This window comes from Hydrogenophaga sp. IBVHS2 (assembly GCF_002127215.1).
Lineage (GTDB): Bacteria > Pseudomonadota > Gammaproteobacteria > Burkholderiales > Burkholderiaceae_C > Hydrogenophaga.
Window position 1 is genome coordinate 248,281 of the sequence record NZ_NFUT01000002.1, and the last position, 23,490, is coordinate 271,770.

General features: G+C 69.3%; 25 protein-coding genes. 11 read left to right on the forward strand and 14 right to left on the reverse strand.

All coding sequences use genetic code 11. The annotated features are described in order from the left end of the window. Positions 1-9: 9 nt before the first annotated feature. The 5 genes from CAP38_RS05920 to CAP38_RS05940 all read right to left on the reverse strand — a co-directional run bounded on the left by CAP38_RS05920 (position 10) and on the right by CAP38_RS05940 (position 5,223). Complete coding sequence (locus CAP38_RS05920) at positions 10-276, reverse strand: DUF3297 family protein (protein WP_086119983.1); 267 nt, start codon at positions 274-276, stop codon at positions 10-12. Next, positions 273-1,685: an ATP-dependent RNA helicase DbpA gene (gene dbpA, locus CAP38_RS05925; RefSeq protein WP_086119984.1), complete on the reverse strand. Its 1,413-nt coding sequence runs from the start codon at positions 1,683-1,685 to the stop codon at positions 273-275. The genes CAP38_RS05920 and dbpA overlap by 4 nt, the downstream gene beginning before the upstream one ends. Then, positions 1,682-3,193 carry an ATP-binding protein gene (locus CAP38_RS05930; protein WP_086119985.1) on the reverse strand — a complete coding sequence of 504 codons (1,512 nt, stop codon included), beginning with the start codon at positions 3,191-3,193 and terminating at the stop codon, positions 1,682-1,684. Before CAP38_RS05930 ends, dbpA begins: the two co-directional genes overlap by 4 nt. After that, entirely contained in the window at positions 3,190-4,218 is a 1,029-nt protein-coding gene (locus tag CAP38_RS05935; RefSeq protein WP_086119986.1) for a sensor histidine kinase, read from the reverse strand. Before CAP38_RS05935 ends, CAP38_RS05930 begins: the two co-directional genes overlap by 4 nt. Before the next feature lie 138 nt (positions 4,219-4,356). Next, positions 4,357-5,223 carry a ferritin-like domain-containing protein gene (locus CAP38_RS05940; RefSeq protein ID WP_086119987.1) on the reverse strand — a complete coding sequence of 289 codons (867 nt, stop codon included), beginning with the start codon at positions 5,221-5,223 and terminating at the stop codon, positions 4,357-4,359. A 38-nt stretch (positions 5,224-5,261) separates the two neighbouring features. On the opposite strand from CAP38_RS05940, the gene CAP38_RS05945 reads away from it, so the two are divergent. Then, entirely contained in the window at positions 5,262-5,786 is a 525-nt protein-coding gene (locus CAP38_RS05945; RefSeq protein WP_086119988.1) for a gamma carbonic anhydrase family protein, read from the forward strand. Between the two features lie 36 nt (positions 5,787-5,822). Then, the gene (locus CAP38_RS05950; protein WP_086119989.1) at positions 5,823-6,803 is read left to right on the forward strand and encodes an Hsp33 family molecular chaperone HslO; all 981 of its coding nucleotides are present in this window, start codon (positions 5,823-5,825) and stop codon (positions 6,801-6,803) included. Between the two features lie 7 nt (positions 6,804-6,810). Here CAP38_RS05950 and CAP38_RS05955 read toward each other — a convergent pair whose 3' ends face one another. From CAP38_RS05955 to CAP38_RS05980, 6 genes are read right to left on the reverse strand one after another with little or no spacing between them, the layout of a single operon-like run. Beyond that, the gene (locus CAP38_RS05955) at positions 6,811-7,488 is read right to left on the reverse strand and encodes an AAA family ATPase (RefSeq protein ID WP_086119990.1); all 678 of its coding nucleotides are present in this window, start codon (positions 7,486-7,488) and stop codon (positions 6,811-6,813) included. A 10-nt stretch (positions 7,489-7,498) separates the two neighbouring features. Then, positions 7,499-7,804 (reverse strand): septum formation initiator family protein, encoded by a 306-nt coding sequence (locus tag CAP38_RS05960; RefSeq protein WP_086119991.1) that lies wholly within the window; start codon positions 7,802-7,804, stop codon positions 7,499-7,501. Between the two features lie 7 nt (positions 7,805-7,811). After that, a complete protein-coding gene (eno, locus tag CAP38_RS05965; protein ID WP_086119992.1) occupies positions 7,812-9,095 on the reverse strand; it encodes a phosphopyruvate hydratase in 1,284 nt (427 codons plus the stop codon). A gap of 33 nt (positions 9,096-9,128) precedes the next feature. Continuing rightward, positions 9,129-9,416 (reverse strand): DUF1330 domain-containing protein, encoded by a 288-nt coding sequence (locus CAP38_RS05970; protein WP_086119993.1) that lies wholly within the window; start codon positions 9,414-9,416, stop codon positions 9,129-9,131. Positions 9,417-9,429: 13 nt separating this feature from the next. Further along, on the reverse strand, positions 9,430-10,287 hold the full coding sequence (kdsA, locus tag CAP38_RS05975; RefSeq protein ID WP_086119994.1) for a 3-deoxy-8-phosphooctulonate synthase: 858 nt from the start codon (positions 10,285-10,287) through the stop codon (positions 9,430-9,432). A gap of 16 nt (positions 10,288-10,303) precedes the next feature. Next, positions 10,304-11,950 carry a CTP synthase gene (locus CAP38_RS05980; RefSeq protein WP_086119995.1) on the reverse strand — a complete coding sequence of 549 codons (1,647 nt, stop codon included), beginning with the start codon at positions 11,948-11,950 and terminating at the stop codon, positions 10,304-10,306. A gap of 103 nt (positions 11,951-12,053) precedes the next feature. Between CAP38_RS05980 and coaBC the strand changes: the two genes are divergently transcribed. Together coaBC and CAP38_RS05990 are read left to right on the forward strand one after the other, a co-directional pair. Then, positions 12,054-13,265 carry a bifunctional phosphopantothenoylcysteine decarboxylase/phosphopantothenate--cysteine ligase CoaBC gene (gene coaBC / locus CAP38_RS05985; RefSeq protein WP_086119996.1) on the forward strand — a complete coding sequence of 404 codons (1,212 nt, stop codon included), beginning with the start codon at positions 12,054-12,056 and terminating at the stop codon, positions 13,263-13,265. A 122-nt stretch (positions 13,266-13,387) separates the two neighbouring features. Continuing rightward, positions 13,388-14,281 (forward strand): amino acid ABC transporter substrate-binding protein, encoded by an 894-nt coding sequence (locus CAP38_RS05990; RefSeq protein ID WP_086119997.1) that lies wholly within the window; start codon positions 13,388-13,390, stop codon positions 14,279-14,281. Between the two features lie 12 nt (positions 14,282-14,293). On the opposite strand, the gene CAP38_RS05995 is transcribed toward CAP38_RS05990, so the two are convergent. Next, positions 14,294-15,367, reverse strand: a complete 1,074-nt coding sequence (locus CAP38_RS05995; protein ID WP_086119998.1) for an aspartate/glutamate racemase family protein — start codon at positions 15,365-15,367, stop codon at positions 14,294-14,296. 159 nt (positions 15,368-15,526) lie between these two features. Between CAP38_RS05995 and CAP38_RS06000 the strand changes: the two genes are divergently transcribed. Next, positions 15,527-16,561, forward strand: coding sequence for an MBL fold metallo-hydrolase (locus CAP38_RS06000; protein ID WP_086121055.1), 1,035 nt, complete (start codon positions 15,527-15,529; stop codon positions 16,559-16,561). A 13-nt stretch (positions 16,562-16,574) separates the two neighbouring features. Here the strand turns inward: CAP38_RS06000 and CAP38_RS06005 are convergent, their stop codons facing one another. Then, complete coding sequence (locus CAP38_RS06005) at positions 16,575-17,690, reverse strand: substrate-binding domain-containing protein (RefSeq protein WP_086119999.1); 1,116 nt, start codon at positions 17,688-17,690, stop codon at positions 16,575-16,577. Between the two features lie 118 nt (positions 17,691-17,808). Between CAP38_RS06005 and CAP38_RS06010 the strand changes: the two genes are divergently transcribed. From CAP38_RS06010 to CAP38_RS06035, 6 genes are all read left to right on the forward strand, one after another. After that, on the forward strand, positions 17,809-18,537 hold the full coding sequence (locus tag CAP38_RS06010; protein WP_086120000.1) for an ABC transporter permease: 729 nt from the start codon (positions 17,809-17,811) through the stop codon (positions 18,535-18,537). After that, on the forward strand, positions 18,534-19,310 hold the full coding sequence (locus CAP38_RS06015; protein WP_086120001.1) for a phosphate ABC transporter ATP-binding protein: 777 nt from the start codon (positions 18,534-18,536) through the stop codon (positions 19,308-19,310). The genes CAP38_RS06010 and CAP38_RS06015 overlap by 4 nt, the downstream gene beginning before the upstream one ends. An 8-nt stretch (positions 19,311-19,318) precedes the next feature. Further along, positions 19,319-20,128, forward strand: a complete 810-nt coding sequence (locus CAP38_RS06020) for a substrate-binding domain-containing protein (protein WP_086121056.1) — start codon at positions 19,319-19,321, stop codon at positions 20,126-20,128. Further along, entirely contained in the window at positions 20,125-20,931 is an 807-nt protein-coding gene (locus CAP38_RS06025) for a molybdate ABC transporter substrate-binding protein (protein ID WP_086120002.1), read from the forward strand. Before CAP38_RS06020 ends, CAP38_RS06025 begins: the two co-directional genes overlap by 4 nt. 203 nt (positions 20,932-21,134) lie before the next feature. After that, positions 21,135-21,533 (forward strand): GreA/GreB family elongation factor, encoded by a 399-nt coding sequence (locus tag CAP38_RS06030; RefSeq protein ID WP_086120003.1) that lies wholly within the window; start codon positions 21,135-21,137, stop codon positions 21,531-21,533. Positions 21,534-21,575: 42 nt separating this feature from the next. Further along, positions 21,576-23,096, forward strand: a complete 1,521-nt coding sequence (locus CAP38_RS06035) for a class I adenylate-forming enzyme family protein (RefSeq protein ID WP_086120004.1) — start codon at positions 21,576-21,578, stop codon at positions 23,094-23,096. A 10-nt stretch (positions 23,097-23,106) separates the two neighbouring features. Here CAP38_RS06035 and CAP38_RS06040 read toward each other — a convergent pair whose 3' ends face one another. Further along, complete coding sequence (locus tag CAP38_RS06040; RefSeq protein WP_086120005.1) at positions 23,107-23,490, reverse strand: nuclear transport factor 2 family protein; 384 nt, start codon at positions 23,488-23,490, stop codon at positions 23,107-23,109.

Consider the following 23,490-nt stretch of genomic DNA (forward strand, 5'->3'; position numbering starts at 1 on the left):
CCGAGCGGCTTACTTGTAGAAGGCCTCGACCCGGCCCTTGAGCTGGATGAGCAGCGGCTGGCCCTTGCGGTCCAGGGTCTTGCCCGACGGGACCTTGATCCAGCCACCGCTGATGCAGTACTCGGACACGTCGAAACGTTCCTTGCCATTGAAGACGATGCCGATGTCGTGCTCGAACACGGCGGCCACGTGGTGCGGGCTGCGCGGGTCGATGCTCAGGCGGTCGGGCAGGGCGGGGCGGTTGTCGGGAGCGGGGGAGGTGGTGCTGTCGTTCATGGACCCGGATTGTCCGACAGTTCCAGATCGCCGATCAGCCGCACCTTGACGCTGCGGCCCTTGATGCGGGTGGAGGCCAGGCGGCGCGCCGCCTCGGCCGCCACGCTGCGGTCGAGTGCCACATAGGTCGACCAGTCGTTGATGCTGATCTTGCCCACCTGCTCGCGGGTGTAGCCGAGGTCGGCGGTGAGCGCGCCCAGTACATCGCCGGCGCGGATCTTTTCCTTGCGCCCGCCCTGGATGTGCAGCGTGGCCATGGGGGCCAGCAGCGGCCCCCGACCGGTGTCCTTGAGGTCCTCCAGCGGGAACCACTGCGCCTCCTGCCCGGTGAGCTGTTCGATGCGGCCGACCCGGCCCATCTCGTCCAGGCTGGCCAGGTTGAGCGCCAGCCCGTCCTCGCCGGCCCGGCCGGTGCGGCCGATGCGGTGCACATGCACCTCGGCGTCCGCCGTGGTGTCCACATTGATGACGGCAGCCAGGCTGGGAATGTCCAGTCCGCGCGCGGCCACGTCGGTGGCCACCAGCACCGGACAGCTGCGGTGGGCAAAGCGCACCAGCACCTGATCGCGCTCGCGCTGGTCCAGGTCACCATGCAGCGCCAGTGCCCCGATGCCCTGGGCATGCAGCACCGCCACCAGGTCGTTGCACTGGGCCTTGGTGTTGCAGAAGGCCATGGTGCTGGCCGGCCGGAAGTGCATCAGCAGCCGGCCCACCGTGTGCAGTCGCTGCGATTCGGTCACCTGGTACCAGCGCTGCTCGATGCGGCCGGCCTGCGGTGCGTCGGCCACCGTCACGGTGAGCGGGTCGCGCAGGATGCGGGCCGAGAGCTTCGCGATGTCGTCCGGGTAGGTGGCCGAGAACAGCAGGGTCTGGCGCTGCGCCGGGCAGGCGCGCACCACGGCGGCGATGTCGTCGGCAAAGCCCATGTCGAGCATGCGGTCGGCCTCGTCCAGCACCAGGGTGCGCAACCCGTCCAGTGCCAGGCTCTGCCGCTGCAGGTGGTCCAGCACCCGACCGGGCGTGCCCACCACCACGTGGGCGCCGTGCTCCAGCGTGGCCAGCTGGCCGCGCAGCGGCACGCCGCCGCACAGCGTGACCACCTTGATGTTGTCGGACGCCGCGGCCAGGCGCCGGATCTCGGTGGCCACCTGATCGGCCAGCTCGCGGGTGGGGCACAGCACCAGCGACTGCACGCCGAAGTGGCGCGGGTTGAGCTGGGTCAGCAGGTTGAGGGCGAAGGCGGCAGTCTTGCCGCTGCCGGTCCGGGCCCGGGCAATCAGGTCGCGGCCCAGCAGGGCCGGTGGCAGGGCCGCCGCCTGGATCGGCGTCATGTGCTCGAAGCCGAGGCGCTTGAGGGCTTCGAGCAGGCCGGGGGCCAGGGGAAGGGTGTCGAATCGGGCAGGGGTCATGCCCGATTGTCGCTCCCGCCCGTGGTGCCCAGCGTGAAGCGGAAGGTGGCGCCCTGGCCGGGTGCGCTTTCGGCCCACACCCGCCCGCCGTGGCGGGTGACGATGCGGTGCACGATGCTCAGGCCCAGCCCGGTGCCGGCGTAGTCGCGTTCGGCATGCAGGCGGAAGAACGGGTCGAACAGGTGCGAGGCCTTGCCCGCATCGAAGCCGCAGCCGTGGTCGCGCACGAAGTACACCGTTTCCTCGCCCAGGGTCTCGCTGCCGACCTCGATGCGGGTCACCGGCTCGCGGGCACTGAATTTCCAGGCGTTGCGCAGCAGGTTGTCCATGACGCTGCGCATCAGGGCCGGATCGGCCAGCACCACCATGCCGGAGGTGATGGCGATGTCGCACGGCCGCTGGGGATCGCCGTCCCGCAGCAGCGCGACCACCTCGCCGGCCAGTTCGCCCAGATCGACCCGTCCCAGCCGCATGTCCTGGCGCGACAGCCGGGCCATGTTGAGCAGCGCATCGATCAGGCTGCCCATGTGCACCGCCGAGCCGGCGATGCGCTGCAGCACGGCGGCCCCCTCGGGCCCCAGCGTGTCCCGGTGGTCTTCCAGCAGGACCTGGCTCAGGCCTGAGATGGCCCGGATGGGCGCCCGCAGGTCGTGGGCCACCGTGTGGTTGAAGGCTTCCAGTTCCTTGAGGCTCTGCTGCAGCTCGCGGGTGCGCTCCTGCACCCGGGCCTCCAGCGCCTCGTTGACCTGCTGCAGCGCCTGCGCGGCCTGCTTGGTGGCGGTGATGTCCTGCACCACGCAGTTGGTGCGGCCGTCTTCCAGGGTGGCACCGTCCATGCGCAGCCAGCGCAGGCCCTGGCCGGGCACCTGGCTGCGGAATTCCTGGCTGAAGCGGCCCGGCACCTGCCCGAGCAGGCAGCGGCTGACGGCCAGGCGGTCCTCGTCCACCACGATGCGCAGCGCCGTGGCCAGCGGCACCGGCACGTGTTCGGCCACGCCGATGCGGCGGGCGCTGGCGCCGGCGGTGCGCACCGTGCCGGCCTCGGGGTCGCATTCCAGGCTGCCCATGTCGGCCGACTGCAGGGCCTGGGCCAGCAGCCGCTGGTTCTCGTTGAGGGCCAGCTGCATCTGGTGGCGCTCCAGCGCCATCTGGATGGTGGCGTGCAGTTCGCGCTCCGAGAACGGCTTGATCAGATACCCGTAGGGCCGGGTCAGGCGGGCCCGCTCCAGCGTGGCGTCTTCGGAGTAGGCGGTGAGGTAGATCACCGGCACCGCGCCGTGCGGCGAATGGCTCAGTGCGCCGGCCACATCGATGCCGTCCAGCTCGCCCTTGATGTGGATGTCCATCAGCACCAGGTCCGGCCGTTCGGACTCCACCAGCTGCAGGCTCTCGCTGCCGGACTCGGCCACACCGGCCACCTGGTAACCCATGTGCTGCAGGCGCTGCTGCAGGTTGAAGGCGACGATGCCTTCGTCTTCGACGATGAGGATCTTGGCCGGCCCCTTCATGCCGCCGCTCCCACCTTGAACCGCAGCTCGAACCGCACCGGCTCGCCGCGGTGGATGTCCAGCACGCCGCCGAGCTGGCGGGTGAGCAGCTGCACCAGCTGCAGGCCCAGGGTCTGGGTCTGACGCAGGTTCTGGCCCTCGGCGATGGGCACGCCGTCGTTGCGGACCGACAGCACCACCTCGCCCGGTGAAGGCTCCCGCAGCTCGACATCGATGCGTCCGCTGCGACCGCCCGGGAACCCATGCTTGAGGGCATTGCTCACCAGCTCGTTGATCACCAGTCCGCAGGGGATGGCCTCGTTGATGGGCAGCTTGATGCCGTTGGCCTGCACGCCGATCTGCACCTGTCCGGCCACCAGCCGGTAGGAATCGGTCAGGCCCCGCACCAGTTCGTCGAGGAACCGGGTGAAGTCCACCTGGGCCACGTTGTCCGACTGGTAGAGCGTCTGGTGGATCAGCGACATCGAACGGATGCGGTTCTGGCTTTCGCGCAGTGCGCCCACCAGATCGTGGTCCTGCAGCCGCATGGCCTGCAGGTCGAGCAGGCTGTGGATGACCTGCAGGTTGTTCTTGACCCGGTGGTGCACCTCGCGCAGCAGCAGGTCCTTCTGGGCCAGCGCCTCCTGGATGCGCCGTTCGCTCTGCTTGCGCTCGGACAGGTCGAGGATGACCGACAGGATCATGGGGCCCTCGCCGGTCTCCACCGGGTTGATGCCGATCTCCACCGGGAACTCGCTGCCGTCCTTGCGGCGGCCGGCCAGGTCGCGCCCGGCGCCCATGGGCCGGGCCGAGGTCTCGGCCAGGAAGCCCTGCCGGTAGCCGGGGTGGGCATGGCGAAAGCGTTCGGGCACCAGCACCTCCACCCGCTGCCCGATCAGCTCGTCGCTGTCGTACCCGAAGGTCTGCTCGGCCAGGCGATTGGCGCGCGTGATCTCGCCCGCCTGGTTGACGACGATCATCGACACCGGGGTGCGATCGAACGCGCGACCCAGGTATTCGTCCAGCGGAACGTGCTGGCTGCTCATGGGGCTGCTGCCATTTCCCTGTTCATTGTGAGGATGCTACGCCGTCGGACCCCGTTTGGATGCACTACCCGGTGCTGTATGAGAGATCGATCCGACCGAAGCGTGACAAACCGCCATTGGGTGTCCCCCGGGCGGGGTTTACGCTGCCGTCAAGGCGGCCATTTCGGCATCCGAGAAGCCGGCGGCGCGTCGGGCGGCTTCGTTGAGCGGGGGGCGGGGACGCGGCGCGGCGTGGCGACGCGCCAGCACCCGGTAGTGGGCCACCGGGTCCAGGGCCTGCTGCTCGCACAGCCAGCCGTACCAGCGGTTGCCCACCGCCACATGGCCGATCTCGTCGCGCAGGATGATGTCCAGAATCTCGACCGCCCGCAGCGCATGGGGCGTGGCCACCTGGCGCAGCCGGCGCTGGATCAGGGGCGTGGCATCGAGTCCGCGGGCTTCCAGCGTGCGGGGCACCAGCGCCATGCGGGCGGTGATGTCGTCCTGGGTGCGCACGCACATGGTCCAGAGTCCGTCGTGGGCCTCGAAGTCGCCATAGGCATGGCCCATCGAGGCCAGCAGGCCGGCCAGCAGCCCGTGGTGCGTGGCTTCCTCGTGGGCCACCCGAAGCCAGTCGCGGTAGTAGTCGGCCGGCATGCCGGCAAATCGCCAGACCGCGTCCAGCGCCAGGTTGATGGCGTTGAACTCGATGTGGGCAATGGCATGGATCTGCGCCGCCAGACCTTCGGGGGTGAACGGCGTGCGGTGCGGCACGTCGGCCGGCGGCACCAGGGCAGGGCGGTCGGGGCGGCCGGGCAGGCCCGTGGGCGGTGCCTCCAGCCGCCGCGCCGACTCGGCGGCCAGCACCGGGCCGCCCCCGTCGGGCAGGTCCGTCAGCCGCTGCCACAGGGCATGGGTGGCCGCCACCTTGGCCGGTGGGTCGCGCAGCTGCAGCGCCTGCAGGGCCGCCTCCCGCAGGCCGGTGGCGGGATGAGTCTCGGGGGCGGAAGCCGGGCAGGGGGTCATCCCTACAATTCTAGGTTTCATACCCCCGGAGGCACCGCATGGCCATCTACGAACTCGACGGAACCGCGCCCCAGCTGGCCCCCAGTGCCTGGGTGGCCGACAACGCCCAGGTCATGGGCAGCGTGACGCTGGCCGCCGACAGCAGCGTCTGGTTCGGCGTGACCATCCGCGGCGACACCGAGACCATCACCGTGGGCGAGGGCAGCAATGTGCAGGACGGCAGCGTGCTGCATGCCGACGTGGGCTTTCCGCTGACCATCGGCCGCCACGTGACGGTGGGCCATCAGGTCATGCTGCACGGCTGCACCATCGGCGACGAGTCGCTCATCGGCATCGGTGCGGTGGTGCTCAACGGCGCGAAGATCGGCAGGCACTGTCTGGTGGGTGCCGGCGCCCTGGTGACCGAGGGCAAGGAGTTCCCCGACGGCTCCATGATCATCGGCAGCCCCGCGCGCGCCATCAAGACGCTCACCCCCGAGCAGATCGCCGGTCTGCGCCGCAGCGCCGAGCACTACATCGACAACGCACGCCGCTACCGCCAGGGCTTGAAAAAGATCGGCTGATCCCGATGTGCCCGCGTTCCCTCCTGAAAGCCCCTTGTGTCCGAACTCCACAAATTCGTCTTTGAAGGCCTGCCGGTGCGCGGCATGCTGGTGCGCCTGACCGATGCCTGGCAGGACATCCTGCGCCGCCGTGCCCAGGCCGGCGGCTACCCGGCCGCCGTGACCGAGCTGCTCGGCGAAATGACGGCGGCCGCCGCCCTGATGCAGGCCAACATCAAGTTCAACGGCTCCCTCACGCTGCAGATCATGGGCGACGGCCCGGTCAAGCTGGCCGTGGCCGAGGTGCAGCCCGACCTGGCGCTGCGGGCCACCGCCACCGTCATGGGCGAGGTGGCGCCGGACGCGCCGCTCTCGCACATGGTCAACGTCACCAACCAGGGGCGCTGCGCCATCACGCTCGACCCCAGGGACCGTCTGCCCGGTCAGCAGCCCTACCAGGGCGTGGTGCCGCTGTTCGGCGACCGGCACGAGAAGCTCGAGCGCATCAGCGAGGTCATCGAGCACTACATGCTGCAGAGCGAACAGCTCGACACCCGGCTGGTGCTGGCCGCCAACGACCAGGTGGCCGCCGGCCTGCTGATCCAGCGTCTGCCGCTGCAGGGCGAGGCCAACCTGGCCGGCAGTGGTGTGGCCCGCAGCGACGAAGACCACATCGGCCGCAACGAGGACTACAACCGCATCGCCATCCTGGCCGCCAGCCTGAAGCGCGAGGAACTGCTCACGCTGGACGCCGACACCATCCTGCACCGCCTGTTCTGGGAAGAGGACGTGCGCCGCTTCGAGCCGCTGAGTGGCGAGCAGGGCCCGCGCTTTGCCTGCACCTGCTCGCGCGAACGGGTGAGCAGCATGCTGCGCAGCCTGGGCCGCGACGAGGTGGAATCCATCATTGCCGAGCAGGGCGGTGTGGAGGTGGGCTGCGACTTCTGCGGCGCCCAGTACCGCTTCGATCCGGTGGACGCCGCCCAGGTGTTCCTGCAGGTCGACCAGCAGCCGCCGGTCAACCGTCAGACCCACTGACCCGGTTTCAGGCCGTTCCGGCGCCGCGCTGCCGCACCAGGCTGCTGAACAGCCGGTGCTCGCACTCCGGGTCGCTGCAGTTGTCGCAGCTCCAGCGGCCACTGCCTTCCTCCAGCAGGGCGTCGCTGGCCACCAGCGGGCGCTCCAGCCGTGATCCGAGCCGGTTCTGCACCGCCCGCAGGGCCTGGGCCAGCCGCTGCCCGCCCTGGCCGTACACCGGCGTGAAGGGCAGGCCGGCCTGCTGCAGGGCGGTGCGCAGCAAGCGGTCGATGGCCTGCCGCACGGCAGGGCTGTCGCGGAACAGGCCATCGGGCTGCCAGGGCAGGTCCAGCCCCATCAGCAGGGTGAGGTCGATGCCGCGTTGCTGCTGCAAGGCCCGGGCCCAGAGGCTGTCGTCGGCAAAGTAGTGCGCGCTGTAGGCCGCGACCACCAGACCGGTGGTGTCGGCCACGACCACGTCGACGGCGTCGGTCATGGCGGCCTGGATCCGGCGGTCCTGTTCCGCGGCCAGGGCCGACTGTTCGTGGGCCAGGGGCGCGCGGCCGGCGGCCTCGCACCAGGCGCGCAGGTGCTCGGGCACCTGCACCACCCGCAGGCCGTGCGCGCGCAGGGCCTGGGTCAGCTCCAGACAGAGGGTGGATTTGCCGCTGGACTCGCCGCCCAGCAGGGCGATGCAGACCGGCATCGGCAGACCGTCAGCGCGGCGCGGCCGCAGGCTTCAGACCGGGGGCGGCCACCTGCACGAAGATCTCGTTGGGCCGCACCATGCCGAGGTCCTGGCGGGCCAGTTCCTCGACCATGTCCAGGCCCTCCTGCAGGTCGCGCACCTCGCTGGCGATCTGGTCGTTGCGCTGCTGCGCCTGTTCGTTGGCCTCGACCTGAGCGGCCAGCTCGCGCTTCATCTCGGCCACCCGGGGCACGCTGCCCCGCCCCAGCCACAGCTGGGCATGCAGCATCAGCAGCAGGCCGACCAGCAGGGCAGGGATGAGGCGGCTGGCCATGGAGGGATCAGCGCAGGTTGTAGAAGGCGGCCCGACCCGGGTACACCGCCACGTCGCCCAGGTCTTCCTCGATGCGCAGCAGCTGGTTGTACTTGGCCATGCGGTCCGAGCGCGAGAGCGAGCCGGTCTTGATCTGGCCGGCGTTGGTGCCCACGGCGATGTCGGCGATGGTGTTGTCCTCGGTCTCGCCCGAGCGGTGGCTGATGACGGCGGTGTAGCCGGCGCGCTTGGCCATCTCTATCGCAGCGAAGGTCTCGGTCAGGGTGCCGATCTGGTTGATCTTGATCAGGATCGAGTTGGCGATGTCCTTGTCGATGCCTTCCTGCAGGATCTTCGTGTTGGTCACGAACAGGTCGTCGCCCACCAGCTGCACCTTCTTGCCCAGGCGTTCGGTGAGGTGTTTCCAGCCGTCCCAGTCGCCTTCGGCCATGCCGTCCTCGATGCTGATGATGGGGTACTTGTCGCACCAGGTGGCCAGGATGTTGGTCCACTCCTCGGCCGTCAGCGTCAGGCCTTCGCCCTCCAGGTGGTACTTGCCGTCCTTGTAGAACTCGCTGGCGGCGCAGTCCAGGCCCAGGGCGATCTGCTCGCCGGCGGTGTAGCCGGCCTTGTCGATGGCTTCCAGGATCATCTGCAGCGCGGCCTCGTGGCTGGGCACGTTGGGGGCAAAGCCGCCTTCGTCGCCGACGGCAATGCTCATGCCCTTGTCGTGGATGATCTTCTTGAGGGCGTGGAACACCTCGGCACCCCAGCGCAGGGCTTCGCGGAAGCTCGGTGCGCCCACCGGGATGATCATGAGTTCCTGCAGGTCCAGGTTGTTGTTGGCATGTGCGCCGCCGTTGACCACGTTCATCATGGGCACCGGCATCTGCACCGCGTTCATGCCGCCGAAGTAGCGGTAGAGCGGCAGGCCGGCCTCTTCGGCAGCGGCCCGGGCCACGGCCATCGAGACGGCCAGCATGGCGTTGGCGCCCAGGCGGCCCTTGTTGTCGGTGCCGTCCAGGTCGATCAGGGTCTTGTCCAGGAAGGCCTGCTCGGAGGCGTCCAGGCCCAGCACGGCCTCGCTGATCTCGGTGTTGATGTTCTCCACCGCGCGCAGCACGCCCTTGCCCAGGTAACGGCCCTTGTCGCCGTCGCGCAGCTCGATGGCCTCGCGGCTGCCGGTGGAGGCGCCGGAGGGCACGGCGGCCCGGCCCATCACGCCGGATTCCAGCAGCACGTCGCACTCGACGGTGGGATTGCCGCGGCTGTCCAGCACTTCGCGGCCAACGATGTCAACGATTGCACTCATGGGTTCTTCTGCCTTGGAGATGAAAAAACGGGATCAGACGCCTTCGACGGCGATCATGCGGATCGAGCCGGCGCCTTCGCGGGCCTCGCGGGCGCGGGTGTAGGTCTCGGAGTCGTAATAGGCCTGGGCCGAGGCCAGGTCCTTGAACTTCAGCACCACGATGCGCTGGGGCGTCCAGCCACCTTCCAGGCTGAGGGTGCGGCCACCGCGGGCCAGCACCTCGGCACCGTGCTCCTGCATGGCGCGGGTGCTCCACTCGCGGTAGACCTTCATCTGTTCTTCGTTGGTGACGGTGACGTCGGCAATCAGGTAGGCGGGCATGGTGGTGCGTGGGTCAGTGGTTGAAATCGTTTTCCAGGAAGCCGTTGCGCTTGGTCACGGCGTCCAGCGCCAGCAGCGTCTCCAGCAGGGCCGGCATGTGCTTGAGCGGCACGGCGTTCGGGCCATCCGACAGGGCCTTGGCCGGGTCCGGGTGGGTTTCCATGAACAGGCCGGCCACGCCCACCGCCACGGCGGCGCGGGCCAGCACCGGCACCATCTCGCGCTGGCCGCCGCTGCTGGTGCCCTGACCGCCCGGCAGCTGCACGCTGTGGGTGGCGTCGAACACCACCGGTGCGCCGGTCTCGCGCATGATGGCCAGCGAGCGCATGTCGCTCACCAGGTTGTTGTAGCCGAAGCTGGCGCCGCGTTCGCAGGCCATGAAGCGGTCCTCGTCCAGGCCGGCTTCGCGCGCGGCGGCACGGGCCTTGTCGATCACGTTCTTCATGTCGTGCGGCGCCAGGAACTGCCCCTTCTTGATGTTCACCGGCTTGCCGCTGCGCGCCACGGCATGGATGAAGTCGGTCTGGCGGCACAGGAAGGCCGGGGTCTGCAGCACGTCGCACACGGCGGCAGCGGGAGCGATGTCGTCTTCGGCGTGCACGTCGGTCAGCACCGGCACACCGAGTTCGCGGCGGATGCGCCCCAGGATCTCCAGGCCCTTGTCGCGACCGGGGCCGCGGAAGCTGGTGCCGCTGCTGCGGTTGGCCTTGTCGAAGCTGCTCTTGAAGATGAAGGGGATGCCCAGCCTGGCGGTGATGTCGCGCAGCTGGCCGGCCACATCCATCTGCAGCTGCTCGGACTCGATGACGCAGGGTCCGGCGATCAGGAAGAAGGGCCGGTCCAGGCCGACGTCGAATCCGCAGAGCTTCATGGGCTGGCCTCCGGCATCAGGGCTTGTGGCGGGTCAGCGCCTGGCGCACATAGGCGTTGAACAGCGGGTGACCATCCCACGGGGTGGACTTGAACTCGGGGTGGAACTGCACACCCACATACCAGGGGTGCACGTTCTGCGGCAGCTCGACGATCTCGGTGAGCTGTTCGCGCTGGGTCAGGGCCGAGATCACCAGGCCGGCCTCGCGCAGGCGGTCGAGGTAGTTCACGTTGGCCTCGTAGCGGTGGCGGTGCCGCTCGGTGACCACCGGGCCGTAGATGCTGTGGGCGATGGTGCCAGGGGCCACGTCGGAGCTCTGCGCGCCCAGGCGCATGGTGCCGCCCAGGTTGGAGCTGGCATCGCGCTGCTGGATGCTGCCGTCGGCGTCCTTCCATTCGGTGATCAGCGCGATCACCGGGTGCGGGGTGTCGGGGTCGAACTCGGTGCTGTTGGCACCGGTCAGACCGGCCACGTGGCGCGCGTATTCGATGGTGGCCACCTGCATGCCCAGGCAGATGCCCAGATAAGGCACCTTGTGCTCGCGGGCGTAGCGGGCGGCGCAGATCTTGCCCTCGGTGCCGCGCTTGCCGAAGCCGCCGGGCACCAGGATGGCGTCGAACCGGCCCAGCACACCGGCCACGTTGTCCGGGGTGAGGGTTTCGGAGTCGATGTACTCGATCTTGACCTTGGCATGGTTCTTCATGCCGGCATGGCGCAGCGCCTCGTTGAGCGACTTGTAGCTGTCGGACAGGTCGACGTACTTGCCCACCATGGCGATCGTCACGGTGGCCTGCGGATGCTCGACCTCGTGCACCAGGGCGTCCCAGCGCTTGAGGTTGGCCGGCGGCGTGTTCAGGCGCAGCTTGTCGCAGATCAGGCCGTCCAGGCCCTGCTCGTGCAGCATGCGCGGGACCTTGTAGATGGTGTCCACGTCCCACATGCTGATCACGCCCCACTCGGGCACGTTGGAGAAGAGGCTGATCTTGGCGCGCTCCTCGTCGGGGATGCGGCGGTCGGCGCGGCACAGCAGGGCGTCGGCCTGGATGCCGATCTCGCGCAGCTTCTGGGCGGTGTGCTGGGTCGGCTTGGTCTTGAGTTCGCCGGCCGCCGCGATCCAGGGCACGTAGCTCAGGTGCACGAAGGCCGAGTTGTTGGGGCCCATGCGCAGGCTCATCTGGCGCACGGCTTCCAGGAAGGGCAGGGACTCGATGTCGCCCACGGTGCCGCCGATCTCGACGATGGCCACATCCACCGCATCGGGCGTGCCGATGCCGGCGCCGCGCTGGATGAATTCCTGGATCTCGTTGGTGACGTGCGGGATCACCTGCACCGTCTTGCCGAGGTAGTCGCCCCGGCGTTCCTTCTCCAGCACCGACTGGTAGATCTTGCCGGTGGTGAAGTTGTTGCTCTTCTTCATCCGCGTTTCGATGAAACGCTCGTAGTGGCCCAGGTCCAGGTCGGTCTCGGCGCCGTCGTCGGTGACGAACACCTCGCCGTGCTGGAAGGGCGACATGGTGCCCGGGTCCACGTTGATGTACGGGTCGAGCTTGATGAGGGTGACGTTGAGGCCGCGCGATTCAAGCAGCGCAGCAAGAGAAGCAGAAGCAATGCCCTTGCCCAGGGAGGACACCACACCGCCGGTGACGAACACGAATTTGGTCATGACTCGGGCGAGCCGCTTGCTCGCAGGAGGTGGAAATGGGAATTATAGGGGCCCCCCCTCGGGCACCCGGCCGCGCGGCACCGCCCCTGCTACATTGCGCGGCATGAACGATCTGAGCGGAAAACACGTGGTTCTGGGCCTTTCGGGCGGCATCGCCTGCTACAAGGCCGCCGAATTCTGTCGGGGGCTGATCAAGGCCGGCGCCACCGTGCAGGTGGTCATGACCGAATCGGCCACCCGCTTCATCACCGTGGCCACCCTGCAGGCGCTCTCCGGCCGGCCGGTGTATCTGTCGCAATGGGACGAGCGCCAGCCCAACCACATGCCGCACATCAACCTCGGCCGCGAGGCCGACGTGGTGGTGGTGGCCCCGGCCAGTGCCGACTTCATCGCCCGGCTGGTCCAGGGCCGGGCCGACGACCTGCTGTCCCTGCTGTGCCTGGCCCGCCCGGTCGAGCGGGTGCCCCTGCTCCTGGCCCCGGCCATGAACCGCGAGATGTGGGCCCACCCCGCCACGCAGCGCAATGTGGCGCAGGTGCAGGCCGATGGCGCCGTGGTGCTGGGCGTGGGCATGGGTGACCAGGCCTGCGGCGAGACCGGGGACGGCCGCATGCTGGAGCCGGACGAGCTGCTGTACGAGGTGCAGCGCCACTTCCAGCCGAAATCGCTCCAGGGCCGCCATGTGCTGGTCACGGCCGGCCCTACCTTCGAGGCCATCGACCCGGTGCGAGGCCTGACCAACCTGTCCAGCGGCAAGATGGGGTTTGCCATCGCCCGCGCCGCGCACGAGGCCGGCGCCCAGGTCACGCTGGTGGCCGGGCCGGTGGGCCTGCCCACACCGCGCGGCGTGCAGCGCATCGACGTGAAGTCGGCGCTGGACATGCAGGCGGCGGTGCAGGCCACCGCCCCCCGGGCCGACGTGTTCGTGGCCGCCGCTGCCGTGGCCGACTGGCGCCCGGCCCGCGCGGCCGACCAGAAGATCAAGAAGGACGGCAGCGGCGCCACGCCCACGCTGGCCTTCGTGGAGAACCCGGACATCCTGGCCGGGGTGGCCGCCAGCGAGCGCGCACTCAGCGGCGCCCTTTACTGCGTGGGCTTTGCCGCCGAAAGCCACGACCTGCTGGCCCATGCCCAGGCCAAGCGCGCGCGCAAGGGCGTGCCGCTGCTGGTGGGCAACATCGGCCCGGACACCTTCGGCCGCGACGACAACGCGCTGCTGCTGGTGGACGCCCAGGGCAGCACCGAACTGCCCCGCGCCGACAAGCTCAGCCTGGCGCGGCAGCTGGTGGGGGAGATCGCGCGGCGTCTGGGCTGAAACGCCAGCCATGAGCTTCCGGACGGCGTGGCCCCAGGGCCTGCCGATGGGTATATTGCGGGCGCCAGAATGAATACCAAAGTATTCATTTGGGCATTCATCAACCCCAACCGGAATCCTCCATGCTCCTGTACCGATCCCTGCTGTCCTGCTGCCTGGTTTTTGCCCTGTCCGGCCCAGCCATGGCCCAGTCGCCGTCCACGCTGGACAAGGTCAAGACCTCTGGCGCCATCACCATCGCTTACCGCGAGGCTTCGCTGCCCTTCTCGTACCTGGGGGCCGATGCCCAGCCCACCGGCTTCGGGTGGGACATCTGCGGACGGATCGTCGACCAGGTCCGGCGGGTCATCGGTCGCAGCGATCTGGTTGTCAGGACCCAGGCCATCACGGCGCAGAACCGCATCCCCTTGCTCACCAACGGCACCGTCGACATCGAATGCGGCTCCACCACCAACAATGCCGAGCGCAACAAGCAGGTGGCCTTCAGCATCAACTACTTCTACACCGGCACGCGCTTCCTGGTGAGGGCCGACTCGCCGGTGCGCTCGGTGGCCGACCTCAAGGGCCGCAAAGTGGTCTCCACCACCGGCACCAGCAACCTGCAGGTCCTGCGCAAGCTCAATGCCGATCGCGGTCTGGGCTTTGACCTCATCTCGGCCAAGGACCATGCGGAATCCGCCCTGCTGGTGCAGCAGGGACGCGCCGATGCCTTCGGCATGGACGACATCCTGCTCTACGGGGTGCGTGCCAGTGCGGTCAACCCGGCATCGCTGGCGGTGGTGGGCGAGACGATCCAGGTCGAGCCCTACGCGATCATGCTGCGCAAGGACGACCCGGCCTTCAAGAAGCTGGTGGACGACACGCTGAAGGATCTGATCCGCACCGGCGAATTCACTCAGCTGTACAAGAAGTGGTTCGAGTCGCCGATCCCGCCCAAGGGCATCAACCTGAATGCCCCCATGAGCGAAGAACTGCGGGCCAACCTCAGGAACCTGTCCGACCAGCCCGCCCAGTAAGGCGGCCAAGCTTCATTGGCCGGCATCCAGCCGGCCGATGTGGTCCAGGGTGATGCGGAGCGGGTCCGCCACCGTCGCCCGGACCAGCAGGTCCCGCACATCGTTGTCTCCCCGCTCGCGCAGTGTGGTCACGATCTCGGGCACTTCGGTGCAGGCGGCAAGCACCACGAAGGGCTGCGCCGTCCCCACCGCCCCGGTGGTGATCAGCTGGCGGAAGAGGGCCTGTCCATGGTGCAGCACCGCATCGGTATCGAAGGCCTTGACCCCCTGATAGATGGCTGCCATCAGGCTGGTCTGGGCGACGGGGTCCGGCACCACGCAGGTCACCCCGCCTGTCTGCAGCGGATCGAGGTAGAGCCGGGTCCTGAGGGTGCCGTCGGTGCCCAGGACGAGTACAGGTAGGCCGCCCCGACCTGTGGTGTCGGTCAGGGATCGGGCCACGCTTTCCACCATCGACTGCAACCGCCAGCCGGGCGCTTCATCGGGCCGGTTCAGCTCGATGACACCGGGCACGAAGTTGTGCGCCGTGTTGCAGGCCACCACGACATGGACCGGGCCGAGGTGGCGGGTTTCCAGTTCGGCTTCTGCTGCGGCAATGCCCTGGCGCAGGGCCTGCACCACCTCATGGTGCAGGGGCGAGGGCACACCCAGCCGCTCGTTTTCTGCCAGCGCCAGTGTCCGGTCGGGCACGCTGCACAGTTGCAGAAGGACGATTTCGCGTTCATGTCCGAAACGCTCCAGCGCCGAATGCATGGCCTGCGCCCCTGCCAGGGGTCCCATGCCACCGACGATCAACAGCGCCGGTCGGCGCGCACCCCAGGGCACGCAACGCAGCAGTTCCACCGGGAAGTCCTGATCGCGCGCCGTGCGGCCTTGCAGGTGGGCCACTTGCCTGGCGTGGGCATGCAGTTCGGGCACATAGATCTCGGTCAATGCCCGTTGTGCGCTGGTGGCCACGGTCCAGCGCCAGCGCGTCGGGATGTGGAGGGATGAAGGGCTTTCACCGCGCAACGTCCCGGTGTCCAGCGGTGCTTCGGGCGCGGAACGGGGCGGGGTGGATGGCTGGACAACGGATCGGCGAATCATCGGGGTTCCCGCGTGAATGGCGATGGGCCATGGGTCACACCGGGACCGTGATTTCTTCTGAGATTTGGGTGATCAGTGCGTTGGGCACGTGATCCTTCCGCCGGGGATGCTGTGGTTAAATAATTGAATGCTTATATAAACAGGAGACGCCTGATGCCCATGATCCAGACTTCCCCTTCCGGCATCCGGCGCCGGGACTGGCTTCGCCTGGCCGGCGGCTCGGCATGCGCTGCAGCCGGCCTCGCCGCATTCCCAGAAGTCCGTCTGTTCGCCCAGCAGGCCCAGCACTTCATCGCCGGCCCCCCGGTGCCCGATGTGCCGCCGCAGCGGGTGTCGCAACGGGTCTGGCTGGTGCATGCGCGCGACGGCTTTCCCACCGCCGCCAACCAGGGTCTGATGGCCAATGTGGTGTTCGTGGTGACCCAGCAGGGTGTGGTCATGCTGGATTCGGGCTGCTCGCTGCAGATCGGCGAGATGGCCCTCCGCATGATCCGCACCGTCACACCACAGCCGGTGGTGGCCATCTTCAACAGCCACTACCACGGCGACCACTGGCTGGGCAACCATGCCTTCGTCAACGCCTTCGGTGCCGACCTGCCCATCCATGCGCTGGCCCACACCCGGGCACAGATCGAAGGGGCTGAAGGCAGCGCCTGGCGCAGCATGATGGAGCGCTGGACCCAGGGCGCCACGCTGGGCACAAAGGTGGTGGCGCCCAACCGCACGGTGGCGCACGGCCAGACCTTCGACTTCGGCGACACCCGGCTGCGGCTGCACCACTACGGCACGGCCCACACGCCGTCCGACCTCAGCGTGGAGGTGGTGGAAGACCGGGTGACCTACGTGGGCGACGTGGCCATGGGCAACCGCATCGCCAACATGGACGACGGCTCGTATGTCGGCACGCTCAGGTACTACGCCGCGCTCCACAAGGCTGCCGGCGATCAGACCTGGCTGCCCGGCCATGGCCTGCCGTCCAGGGACCTTCTGAAGGACTACGGTGACTTCATGGCCGGCATCTACGAGCCCTGCGTGCAGGCGGTGAAGGACGGTGCCCCCATGGACGCGGCCCGAGCCGCCGTGCTGCGCGACCCGCGCGTGGCTTCGCGTGCGGCCGGCATGCAGGGCTTCGAGAACAACATCGGCAAGTACATCAGCCTGGCCTATCTGGAGGCCGAGAAGGAAGCCTTCTGAGGCCCTCCGGGGCTCAGGTCCACCAGGGCAGCAGGCGCTTCATCGAGGCCACCTCGCCGCAGTGGTCCGGCGCATAGCCGGGCAGCGTGAGCAGGCGCTGCGCCCAGGCGGCGCTGGTGAGGTGCTGCAGCAGGCGCTGCATGGCCGGTGTCTCCAGCGAGGTCTTCAGGCACACCAGCAGGTAGCGCTCCTGCACCAGCGGGATGAAGTCCAGCCCGTGCTGGCGAGCCGCGTACTCGGTCCCCACACCCACGTCGGCCGTGCCCCCGACCACCGCCATGGCCACGGCGGCGTGCGAGCCTTCGATGCGGTGGTAGCCCTCGATGTCGGCTTCCAGCAGCTGGGCCTGCAGCAGCAGCTCGTCCACCAGCAGGCGGGTGCCGGTGCCCAGGGCGCGGTTGACGAAGCGGGCCTGCAGCCGGGCCACATCGTCCATGTCGCGCAGCCGCAGCGGGTTGCCCGGTGCCACCATCAGACCTTGTGAGCGGCGGGCAAAACCGATGATCTTGTGCAGACCCGGCTTGAGCAGCGGCCGGTAGGTGCGGGCGCTGATGCTGCCGGCGGCGGCAAACGGCTGGGTGTGGAAGGCTGCCAGCGAACAGCGCCCTTCGTTGAGCGCGCGGATGGCATCCACGCTGCCGCAGAAGCGGATGTCCAGGTGCAGCCGGTCGGCCGCCTGGGCGGTGTGTTCCTGCAGGGCCGACAGGGCCAGGTCGTGGCTGGCATAGAGGGTGAGCAGATCGTGCTGACCGGCGTCGGCCTCGCCCTCGCCGTCCAGCACGCGGGCAAAGGCCCGCTCGATCTCGGCCCGCAGGTGCTCCAGCTGCGGCCCCAGCCGGGCCTGGGCCAGGCGTTCGGCGGTCAGCAGCCGTTCGCCGAAGGGCGTGAGGCGTGCGGCCTGTCCACGCTCCCAGAAGATCAGGGGCTGGCCCAGCTCCACTTCCCAGTCGCGCAACTGACCCCAGACATGCCGGTACGACAGGCCGATGCTGCGCGCCGCCGCCGAGATCGACCCCTGCGTGCGCACCGCGTGCAGCACGTCCATCATCGGGTTGCGCAGCAAGGCCGGTGCGCCCGGGCCGCTGGTCCGGGGCTGGCCGATGGTGTAGGACAGCTCGATGCTTCGCATGGATGCGCAGTGTGCCTCAAGCCGATACGGGGGTTACCGGGTAACGTATGTCGGTCGGTTCATACCGCGAATCCACGTAGAGCCGGACAAGGCCCGTGCGATTAAGCTGCGCCGCAACATGAACACGTTTGCGGGCAGCGTGACCACGGCGCTGCAGTTGATCTTCTCCGGCGACGCCGCCCTCTGGGCGGTGGTGCTGCGCTCGCTGGCGGTCAGCGCCACCGCCTGCCTGCTGGCCTGCAGCGTGGGCATCGTGCTGGGCGCGTGGCTGGGGGTGGTGCGGTTCCGGGGGCGGGACAGCGTGCTCACCCTGCTCAACACGTTTCTGGCCATCCCGGCGGTGGTGGTGGGGCTGATCATCTACCTGCTGCTGTCCCGTTCCGGCCCGCTGGGTTTCCTGGGCTGGCTGTTCAGTTTTCAGGCCATGGTGCTGGCCCAGGCGGTGCTGGTGCTGCCGCTGGTCACGGCGCTGACCCGACAGGCCGTGGAAGACGCGGACCGCGAACACGGCGAGCAGCTGCGCTCGCTGGGCGCGGGCACCGGGCTGCGCAGCCTGCTGCTGGCCTGGGACGAACGCTACGCCCTGCTGACCGTGCTCATCACCGCCTTCGGCCGCGCCATCTCCGAGGTGGGCGCCGTGATGATCGTGGGCGGCAACATCGAAGGTTTCACCCGCGTCATGACCACCGCCATCGCACTGGAAACCAGCAAGGGGGATCTGCCGCTGGCCCTGGGCCTGGGACTGGTCCTGATGGCGGTGGTGCTGCTGCTCAATGCCCTGGTCTCGGCCCTGCGCCGCTGGCGCGAGCGCGCCGACGGCCTGATGCCGGTGGCGGTGCCGGCATGAAGCCCTTGCCCGAGACCCTGGCCCACGCGGCCGCTGCGGCCGTGTCCCCGGTCTGCTTCGACCTGCGCGGCGTGCGCGTGCATCTGGGCTCGGCGGGCCGCCGTCCGGCGCTCGACCACATCTTCCTGCGCATCGCCGAGGGCGAGCGCGTGGCGCTGGTGGGTGCCAACGGCAGCGGCAAGAGCACCCTGCTGCGCACGCTGCACCGGCTGCAGCCGGTCAGTGCCGGCGAGATCCACACGCCTGAGCAGCGCCAGGTGGCCATGCTGTTCCAGCGGCCGCACATGCTGCGCCTGAGCGCACGCCGCAACATCGCGCTGGGCCTGTGGATGCAGGGCGTGCCCTGGCGCGAGACGCGCGAGCGGGCGCTGCAGGCCCTGGCCAAGGTCGAGCTCACCGACATCGCCGAGCGCAACGCCCGTGCCCTCTCGGGCGGGCAGCAGCAGCGCCTGGCGCTGGCCCGTGCATGGGCGCTCCGGCCCGACGTCTGGCTGCTCGACGAGCCCACCGCCAGCCTCGATCCGCATGCCAAGCGCGAGGTCGAGGCCCTGATCGCCGCCTTCACCCAGGCCCCCACCGCCAGCGGCCGCGCGCCCACGCTGGTGTTCAGCAGCCACAACCTGGGCCAGGTCAAGCGCCTGGCCAGCCGGGTGGTCTACCTGGAACAGGGCCGCCTGCTGGCCGACCTGCCGGTCCACGACTTTTTCAGCCACGACATCCTGCGCGCCGTCTGCCCGCAGGCCGATCTGTTCGTACAAGGAGAGGCCCTGTGATCCGTTTCATGCCACTGGTGGTCGCTGCCGCCGTCGGCGCCTGCGCCCTGCTGGGCAGCGCCCCCGCGCTGGCGCAGGCCAGCATCGTGATCGCGTCCACCACATCCACCGAGCAGTCCGGCCTGTTCGGCCATCTGCTGCCCGGGTTCAAGAAGGCCACCGGCATCGACGTGAAGGTGGTGGCCCTGGGCACCGGCCAGGCCATCGACATGGCCCGCCGCGGCGATGCGGACGTGCTGTTCGTGCACGACAAGCTGGCCGAAGAAAAATTCGTGGCCGACGGCTTTGCCGCCAGGCGCCAGGAGGTCATGTACAACGATTTCGTGCTGATCGGCCCCAAGGCCGACCCGGCCGGCACCCGGGGCCGCGACATCGTGGCCGCGCTCAAGAAGGTCGCCAGAGCCAATGCGCCCTTCATCTCGCGCGGCGACAAGAGCGGCACCCATGCCGCCGAGCTGCGCTTCTGGAAACTGACCGACACCGAGGCCAACAAGGGCTCGGGCTACCGGGAGTGCGGCTGCGGCATGGGCCCGGCGCTGAACATCGCGGCCAGTGCCGCCCAGGGCGCCTACGTGCTGGCCGACCGCGGCACCTGGCTCAACTTCAAGAACCGGGCCGACCTGACCGTGCTGGTGGAGGGCGACCAGCGCCTGTTCAACCAGTACGGCGTGATGCTGGTGAGTGCCGCCAGGCACCCGCAGGTCAAGACCGCCGAAGGCCAGAAGTTTGTCGACTGGGTCACCGGCCCGGCCGGTCAGGCCACCATCGCCAGCTACAAGATCGGTGGCGAGCAGCTCTTCTTCCCCAACGCAAAATGAGGCTCGCACTCGGTCTTCCCTTCGTGCTGGCCGGGTGTGCCATGACGTCGCCTGTTCCTGCTCCTGTGTCTTCCACGCCGGTGGCCGTCTATGCCGCCGGCAGCCTGCGCGAGGTGCTGACCGAGATCGCGCGCGACCACGAGGCCCGCACCGGGCAGAAGCTGCAGCTCACGTTCGCGGCTTCGGGGCTGCTGCGTGAGCGCATCGAGAAGGGCGAACCGGCCCAGGTGTTCGCCTCGGCCGACACCCAGCATCCGCAGCGGCTGGCCGCCGCTGGGGGCTGGCAGGCGCCGCAGGTGTTCGTGCGCAACAGCCTGTGCGCGCTGACCCAGGCCGAGGTGTCGACCACGCCACAGACGCTGCTGGCCACGCTGCTGGACCCGGCGATCCAGGTGGGCACATCCACGCCCAAGGCCGATCCCTCGGGTGACTATGCCTGGGAGCTGTTCCGGCGTGCCGACGCGCTGCAGCCCGGTGCCTACGCCACGCTGGACCGCAAGGCCCTGCAGCTCACCGGCGGGCCGGATTCGCCGCGCCCGCCAGCGGGCCGTGGCACCTATGAGTGGGTGATGGACCAGCGCCAGGCCGACGTCTTCCTGACCTACTGCACCAACGCCGTGGCGGCGCAGCGCCAGCTGCCGCGCCTGAAGGTGGTGGCGGTGCCGCCGGCCTTGCAGGTGGGCGCTGCGTATGGTCTGACCGTCAGGCGCGATGCGTCGCCCGCGGCGGCCGACTTTGCCCAGGCCCTGCTGCAGCCGCCGGCCCAGGCAGCGTTCGCCCGTTATGGCTTCGGGGCACCCTGAACAGGGTGTTGCTGCCGGGTTGACTACACTACCGGGCATGAAACCCCCCGTGTCCCGCCCGAACTGTTGCCGCCGCCGCGCGCCGGCCGCACTTTCCTGAGCCCGGCGACACGCTCCCCCCTTCACATTCGCGCATCTCCTGTCGCCGGGCCCCTCGCCCCGCGCTGCCGTGGCCGTCTGCGGCCACCCTTCGGGAGATCTCCATGAATCTGTTCCATGGTGGGCGCACGCTCACCCAACTCGACGCCGTCCGACTGCACAAGCTGGTCGATCGTGCCCCTTCCGACACCCTGGACGAACTGCTGGCCTGGGCCGACACCGTCGATTCGCGCGCGGTACCGTCCGATGTGATCACCATGTATTCGCAGTTCGAGGTCCAGGAGCCCGGGGCCGACCGGCCACGCCGCCTGACCCTGTGCTATCCCGATGACGCCGAGCCGTCCGCGGGCTTCATCTCGGTGCTCTCGCCGGTGGGGGCGGCCCTGCTGGGCCTGCGGGTGGGCGACACCGCCCGCTGGACCGGGCCGGGCGGCCAGCGCGGCAGCGCGCGGGTCAGTGCCCTGCTGTTCCAGCCCGAGGCCAGCGGCGACTACACCACCTGAGGTGACAGCGCGCGGTCTGTGCGCGTGACACACTGCCGCCCCATGAGCCTTGCCCACCTTCTGCTGCGCCAGGCGCAGCTGCACCCCGACCGCCCGGCCATCCACCTGGGACCCCGGCGCTGGGCCACCCATGCGCAATGGGCGGGCCGCAGCGCCGCACTGGCCCGTCGTCTGACCGAGGCCGGCCTGCGGCCCGGCGACCGGGTGCTGCTGTTCATGCGCAACCACCCGCGGTATCTGGAACTGCTGTGGGGGCTCTGGTGGGCCGGGCTGGTGGCGGTGCCGGTGAACGCCAAGCTGCACCCCCGCGAGGTGTCGTGGATCGCCGGGAACGCCGAGGCCCGCTGGGCCTTCACCAGCGCCGATGTAGCCAGCGAGCCGCTGGCCGGCGTGCCGGTGCAGATCGACGTGGACAGCCCGCAGGCCGATGCCTTGCTGGCCGAGGTGGCCGGCACCCTGTCCGAACCCTTCGACGCCCCGCCGGACCATCTGGCCTGGCTGTTCTACACCAGCGGCACCACCGGACGGCCCAAGGGCGTGATGCTGACCCATCGCAACCTCATGGCCATGGGCCTGACCTATGGCCTGGATGTGGACACCCTTCATGCCGGCGACGCCATGCTGTATGCCGCGCCGCTGTCGCACGGTGCCGGCCTGTATGCCATCCCGCACCTCATGGCCGGCGCCCGCCATGTGGTGCCCGAATCGGGCGGTGTGGACCCGGAGGAAATGTTCGCGCTGGGCCGCCACCACGGCCCGCTCACCACCTTCGCCGCGCCCACCATCGTGCGGCGGCTGGTGGAGCAGGCGCTGGCGGAAGGGCTGGACCCCGACCATGCAGCACGCTGCTTCAAGACCATCGTCTATGGCGGCGCGCCCATGTATGCCGCCGACATCCGCCGGGCGCTGGAGGTGATGGGGCCGCGCTTCGTGCAGATTTATGGCCAGGGCGAATCGCCCATGACCATCACCGCGCTGTCCCGTGCGGCACTGGCCGATGTGCAGCATCCCCGCTGGGCCGAACGCATCGCTTCGGTGGGGGTGGCCCAGACCCCGGTGCAGGTGCGCGTGGCCGATGCACAGGGCCTGCCGTTGCCGCCCGGCGAGCTCGGCGAGGTGCTGGTCAAGGGCGACACGGTCATGGCGGGCTACTGGCGCCAGCCCGAGGCCACGGCGGCCACGGTGCGCGACGGCTGGCTCTTCACCGGCGACATGGGTGTGCTGGACGCCGACGGCTTCCTGACGCTGAAGGACCGCAGCAAGGACCTCATCATCAGCGGCGGCAGCAACATCTACCCGCGTGAGGTGGAGGAGGTGCTGCTGACCGCGCCGGGTGTGGCCGATGTGGCGGTGGTGGGCGCCCCCGACCCCGAATGGGGCGAGGTGGTGGTGGCCTTCGTGGTGGCCGCCCCCGGCACCCCGCTCGACCTGGGCGAGCTCGATGCGCAGTGCCTGGCGCAGATGGCGCGCTTCAAGCGGCCCAAGCGCTATGTGGTGCTCGATGCCCTGCCCAAGAACCACTACGGCAAGGTGCTCAAGACCGAACTCCGCCAGCGGCTCTGAGCCACCGGGTTCAGGTGGAGGGCAGCAGCGAGGAGTGGTGGTCGACGATCAGCCAGCGGTCGTTGCTGCGCCTGAGCGCCATGCTGTAGCGCGCCGGCAGCCGCTGCCCGCCGAGCTGCAGCTCGTAGTGGCCGCTGATGAGGGCCATGTCGTCCAGCACGCGCAGGCGGTGGGGTCCGAGCCGGACCTGCGGCGCCGGCTGCATCGTCAGCACCCGTTCGAAGTACGCAATGATGCCGGCCGGGCTGTCGATGAGGTCGGTGGCGGTGGTGCCCCACAGCACGGCCGACGGGTCATACAAGGCAGTGATGCTGGAAATGGAACCGGCATTGAAGGCCTCCATCCAGGTCAGGGTCATGTCGCCCGGCAGGGCCACGGAACGCGGGGTGGGCAT

Excerpts from the sequence above, each read along its gene's own strand:
- CAP38_RS05920 (WP_086119983.1), bottom strand. The coding sequence starts at position 276 with ATGAACGACAGCACCACCTCCCCCGCTCCCGACAACCGCCCCGCCCTG.
- dbpA (WP_086119984.1), bottom strand. The coding sequence starts at position 1,685 with ATGACCCCTGCCCGATTCGACACCCTTCCCCTGGCCCCCGGCCTGCTC.
- CAP38_RS05930 (WP_086119985.1), bottom strand. The coding sequence starts at position 3,193 with ATGAAGGGGCCGGCCAAGATCCTCATCGTCGAAGACGAAGGCATCGTC.
- CAP38_RS05935 (WP_086119986.1), bottom strand. The coding sequence starts at position 4,218 with ATGAGCAGCCAGCACGTTCCGCTGGACGAATACCTGGGTCGCGCGTTC.
- CAP38_RS05940 (WP_086119987.1), bottom strand. The coding sequence starts at position 5,223 with ATGACCCCCTGCCCGGCTTCCGCCCCCGAGACTCATCCCGCCACCGGC.
- CAP38_RS05945 (WP_086119988.1), top strand. The coding sequence starts at position 5,262 with ATGGCCATCTACGAACTCGACGGAACCGCGCCCCAGCTGGCCCCCAGT.
- CAP38_RS05955 (WP_086119990.1), bottom strand. The coding sequence starts at position 7,488 with ATGCCGGTCTGCATCGCCCTGCTGGGCGGCGAGTCCAGCGGCAAATCC.
- CAP38_RS05960 (WP_086119991.1), bottom strand. The coding sequence starts at position 7,804 with ATGGCCAGCCGCCTCATCCCTGCCCTGCTGGTCGGCCTGCTGCTGATG.
- eno (WP_086119992.1), bottom strand. The coding sequence starts at position 9,095 with ATGAGTGCAATCGTTGACATCGTTGGCCGCGAAGTGCTGGACAGCCGC.
- CAP38_RS05970 (WP_086119993.1), bottom strand. The coding sequence starts at position 9,416 with ATGCCCGCCTACCTGATTGCCGACGTCACCGTCACCAACGAAGAACAG.
- kdsA (WP_086119994.1), bottom strand. The coding sequence starts at position 10,287 with ATGAAGCTCTGCGGATTCGACGTCGGCCTGGACCGGCCCTTCTTCCTG.
- CAP38_RS05980 (WP_086119995.1), bottom strand. The coding sequence starts at position 11,950 with ATGACCAAATTCGTGTTCGTCACCGGCGGTGTGGTGTCCTCCCTGGGC.
- coaBC (WP_086119996.1), top strand. The coding sequence starts at position 12,054 with ATGAACGATCTGAGCGGAAAACACGTGGTTCTGGGCCTTTCGGGCGGC.
- CAP38_RS05990 (WP_086119997.1), top strand. The coding sequence starts at position 13,388 with ATGCTCCTGTACCGATCCCTGCTGTCCTGCTGCCTGGTTTTTGCCCTG.
- CAP38_RS05995 (WP_086119998.1), bottom strand. The coding sequence starts at position 15,367 with ATGATTCGCCGATCCGTTGTCCAGCCATCCACCCCGCCCCGTTCCGCG.
- CAP38_RS06000 (WP_086121055.1), top strand. The coding sequence starts at position 15,527 with ATGATCCAGACTTCCCCTTCCGGCATCCGGCGCCGGGACTGGCTTCGC.
- CAP38_RS06005 (WP_086119999.1), bottom strand. The coding sequence starts at position 17,690 with ATGCGAAGCATCGAGCTGTCCTACACCATCGGCCAGCCCCGGACCAGC.
- CAP38_RS06010 (WP_086120000.1), top strand. The coding sequence starts at position 17,809 with ATGAACACGTTTGCGGGCAGCGTGACCACGGCGCTGCAGTTGATCTTC.
- CAP38_RS06015 (WP_086120001.1), top strand. The coding sequence starts at position 18,534 with ATGAAGCCCTTGCCCGAGACCCTGGCCCACGCGGCCGCTGCGGCCGTG.
- CAP38_RS06020 (WP_086121056.1), top strand. The coding sequence starts at position 19,319 with ATGCCACTGGTGGTCGCTGCCGCCGTCGGCGCCTGCGCCCTGCTGGGC.
- CAP38_RS06025 (WP_086120002.1), top strand. The coding sequence starts at position 20,125 with ATGAGGCTCGCACTCGGTCTTCCCTTCGTGCTGGCCGGGTGTGCCATG.
- CAP38_RS06030 (WP_086120003.1), top strand. The coding sequence starts at position 21,135 with ATGAATCTGTTCCATGGTGGGCGCACGCTCACCCAACTCGACGCCGTC.
- CAP38_RS06035 (WP_086120004.1), top strand. The coding sequence starts at position 21,576 with ATGAGCCTTGCCCACCTTCTGCTGCGCCAGGCGCAGCTGCACCCCGAC.
- CAP38_RS06040 (WP_086120005.1), bottom strand. The coding sequence starts at position 23,490 with ATGCCCACCCCGCGTTCCGTGGCCCTGCCGGGCGACATGACCCTGACC.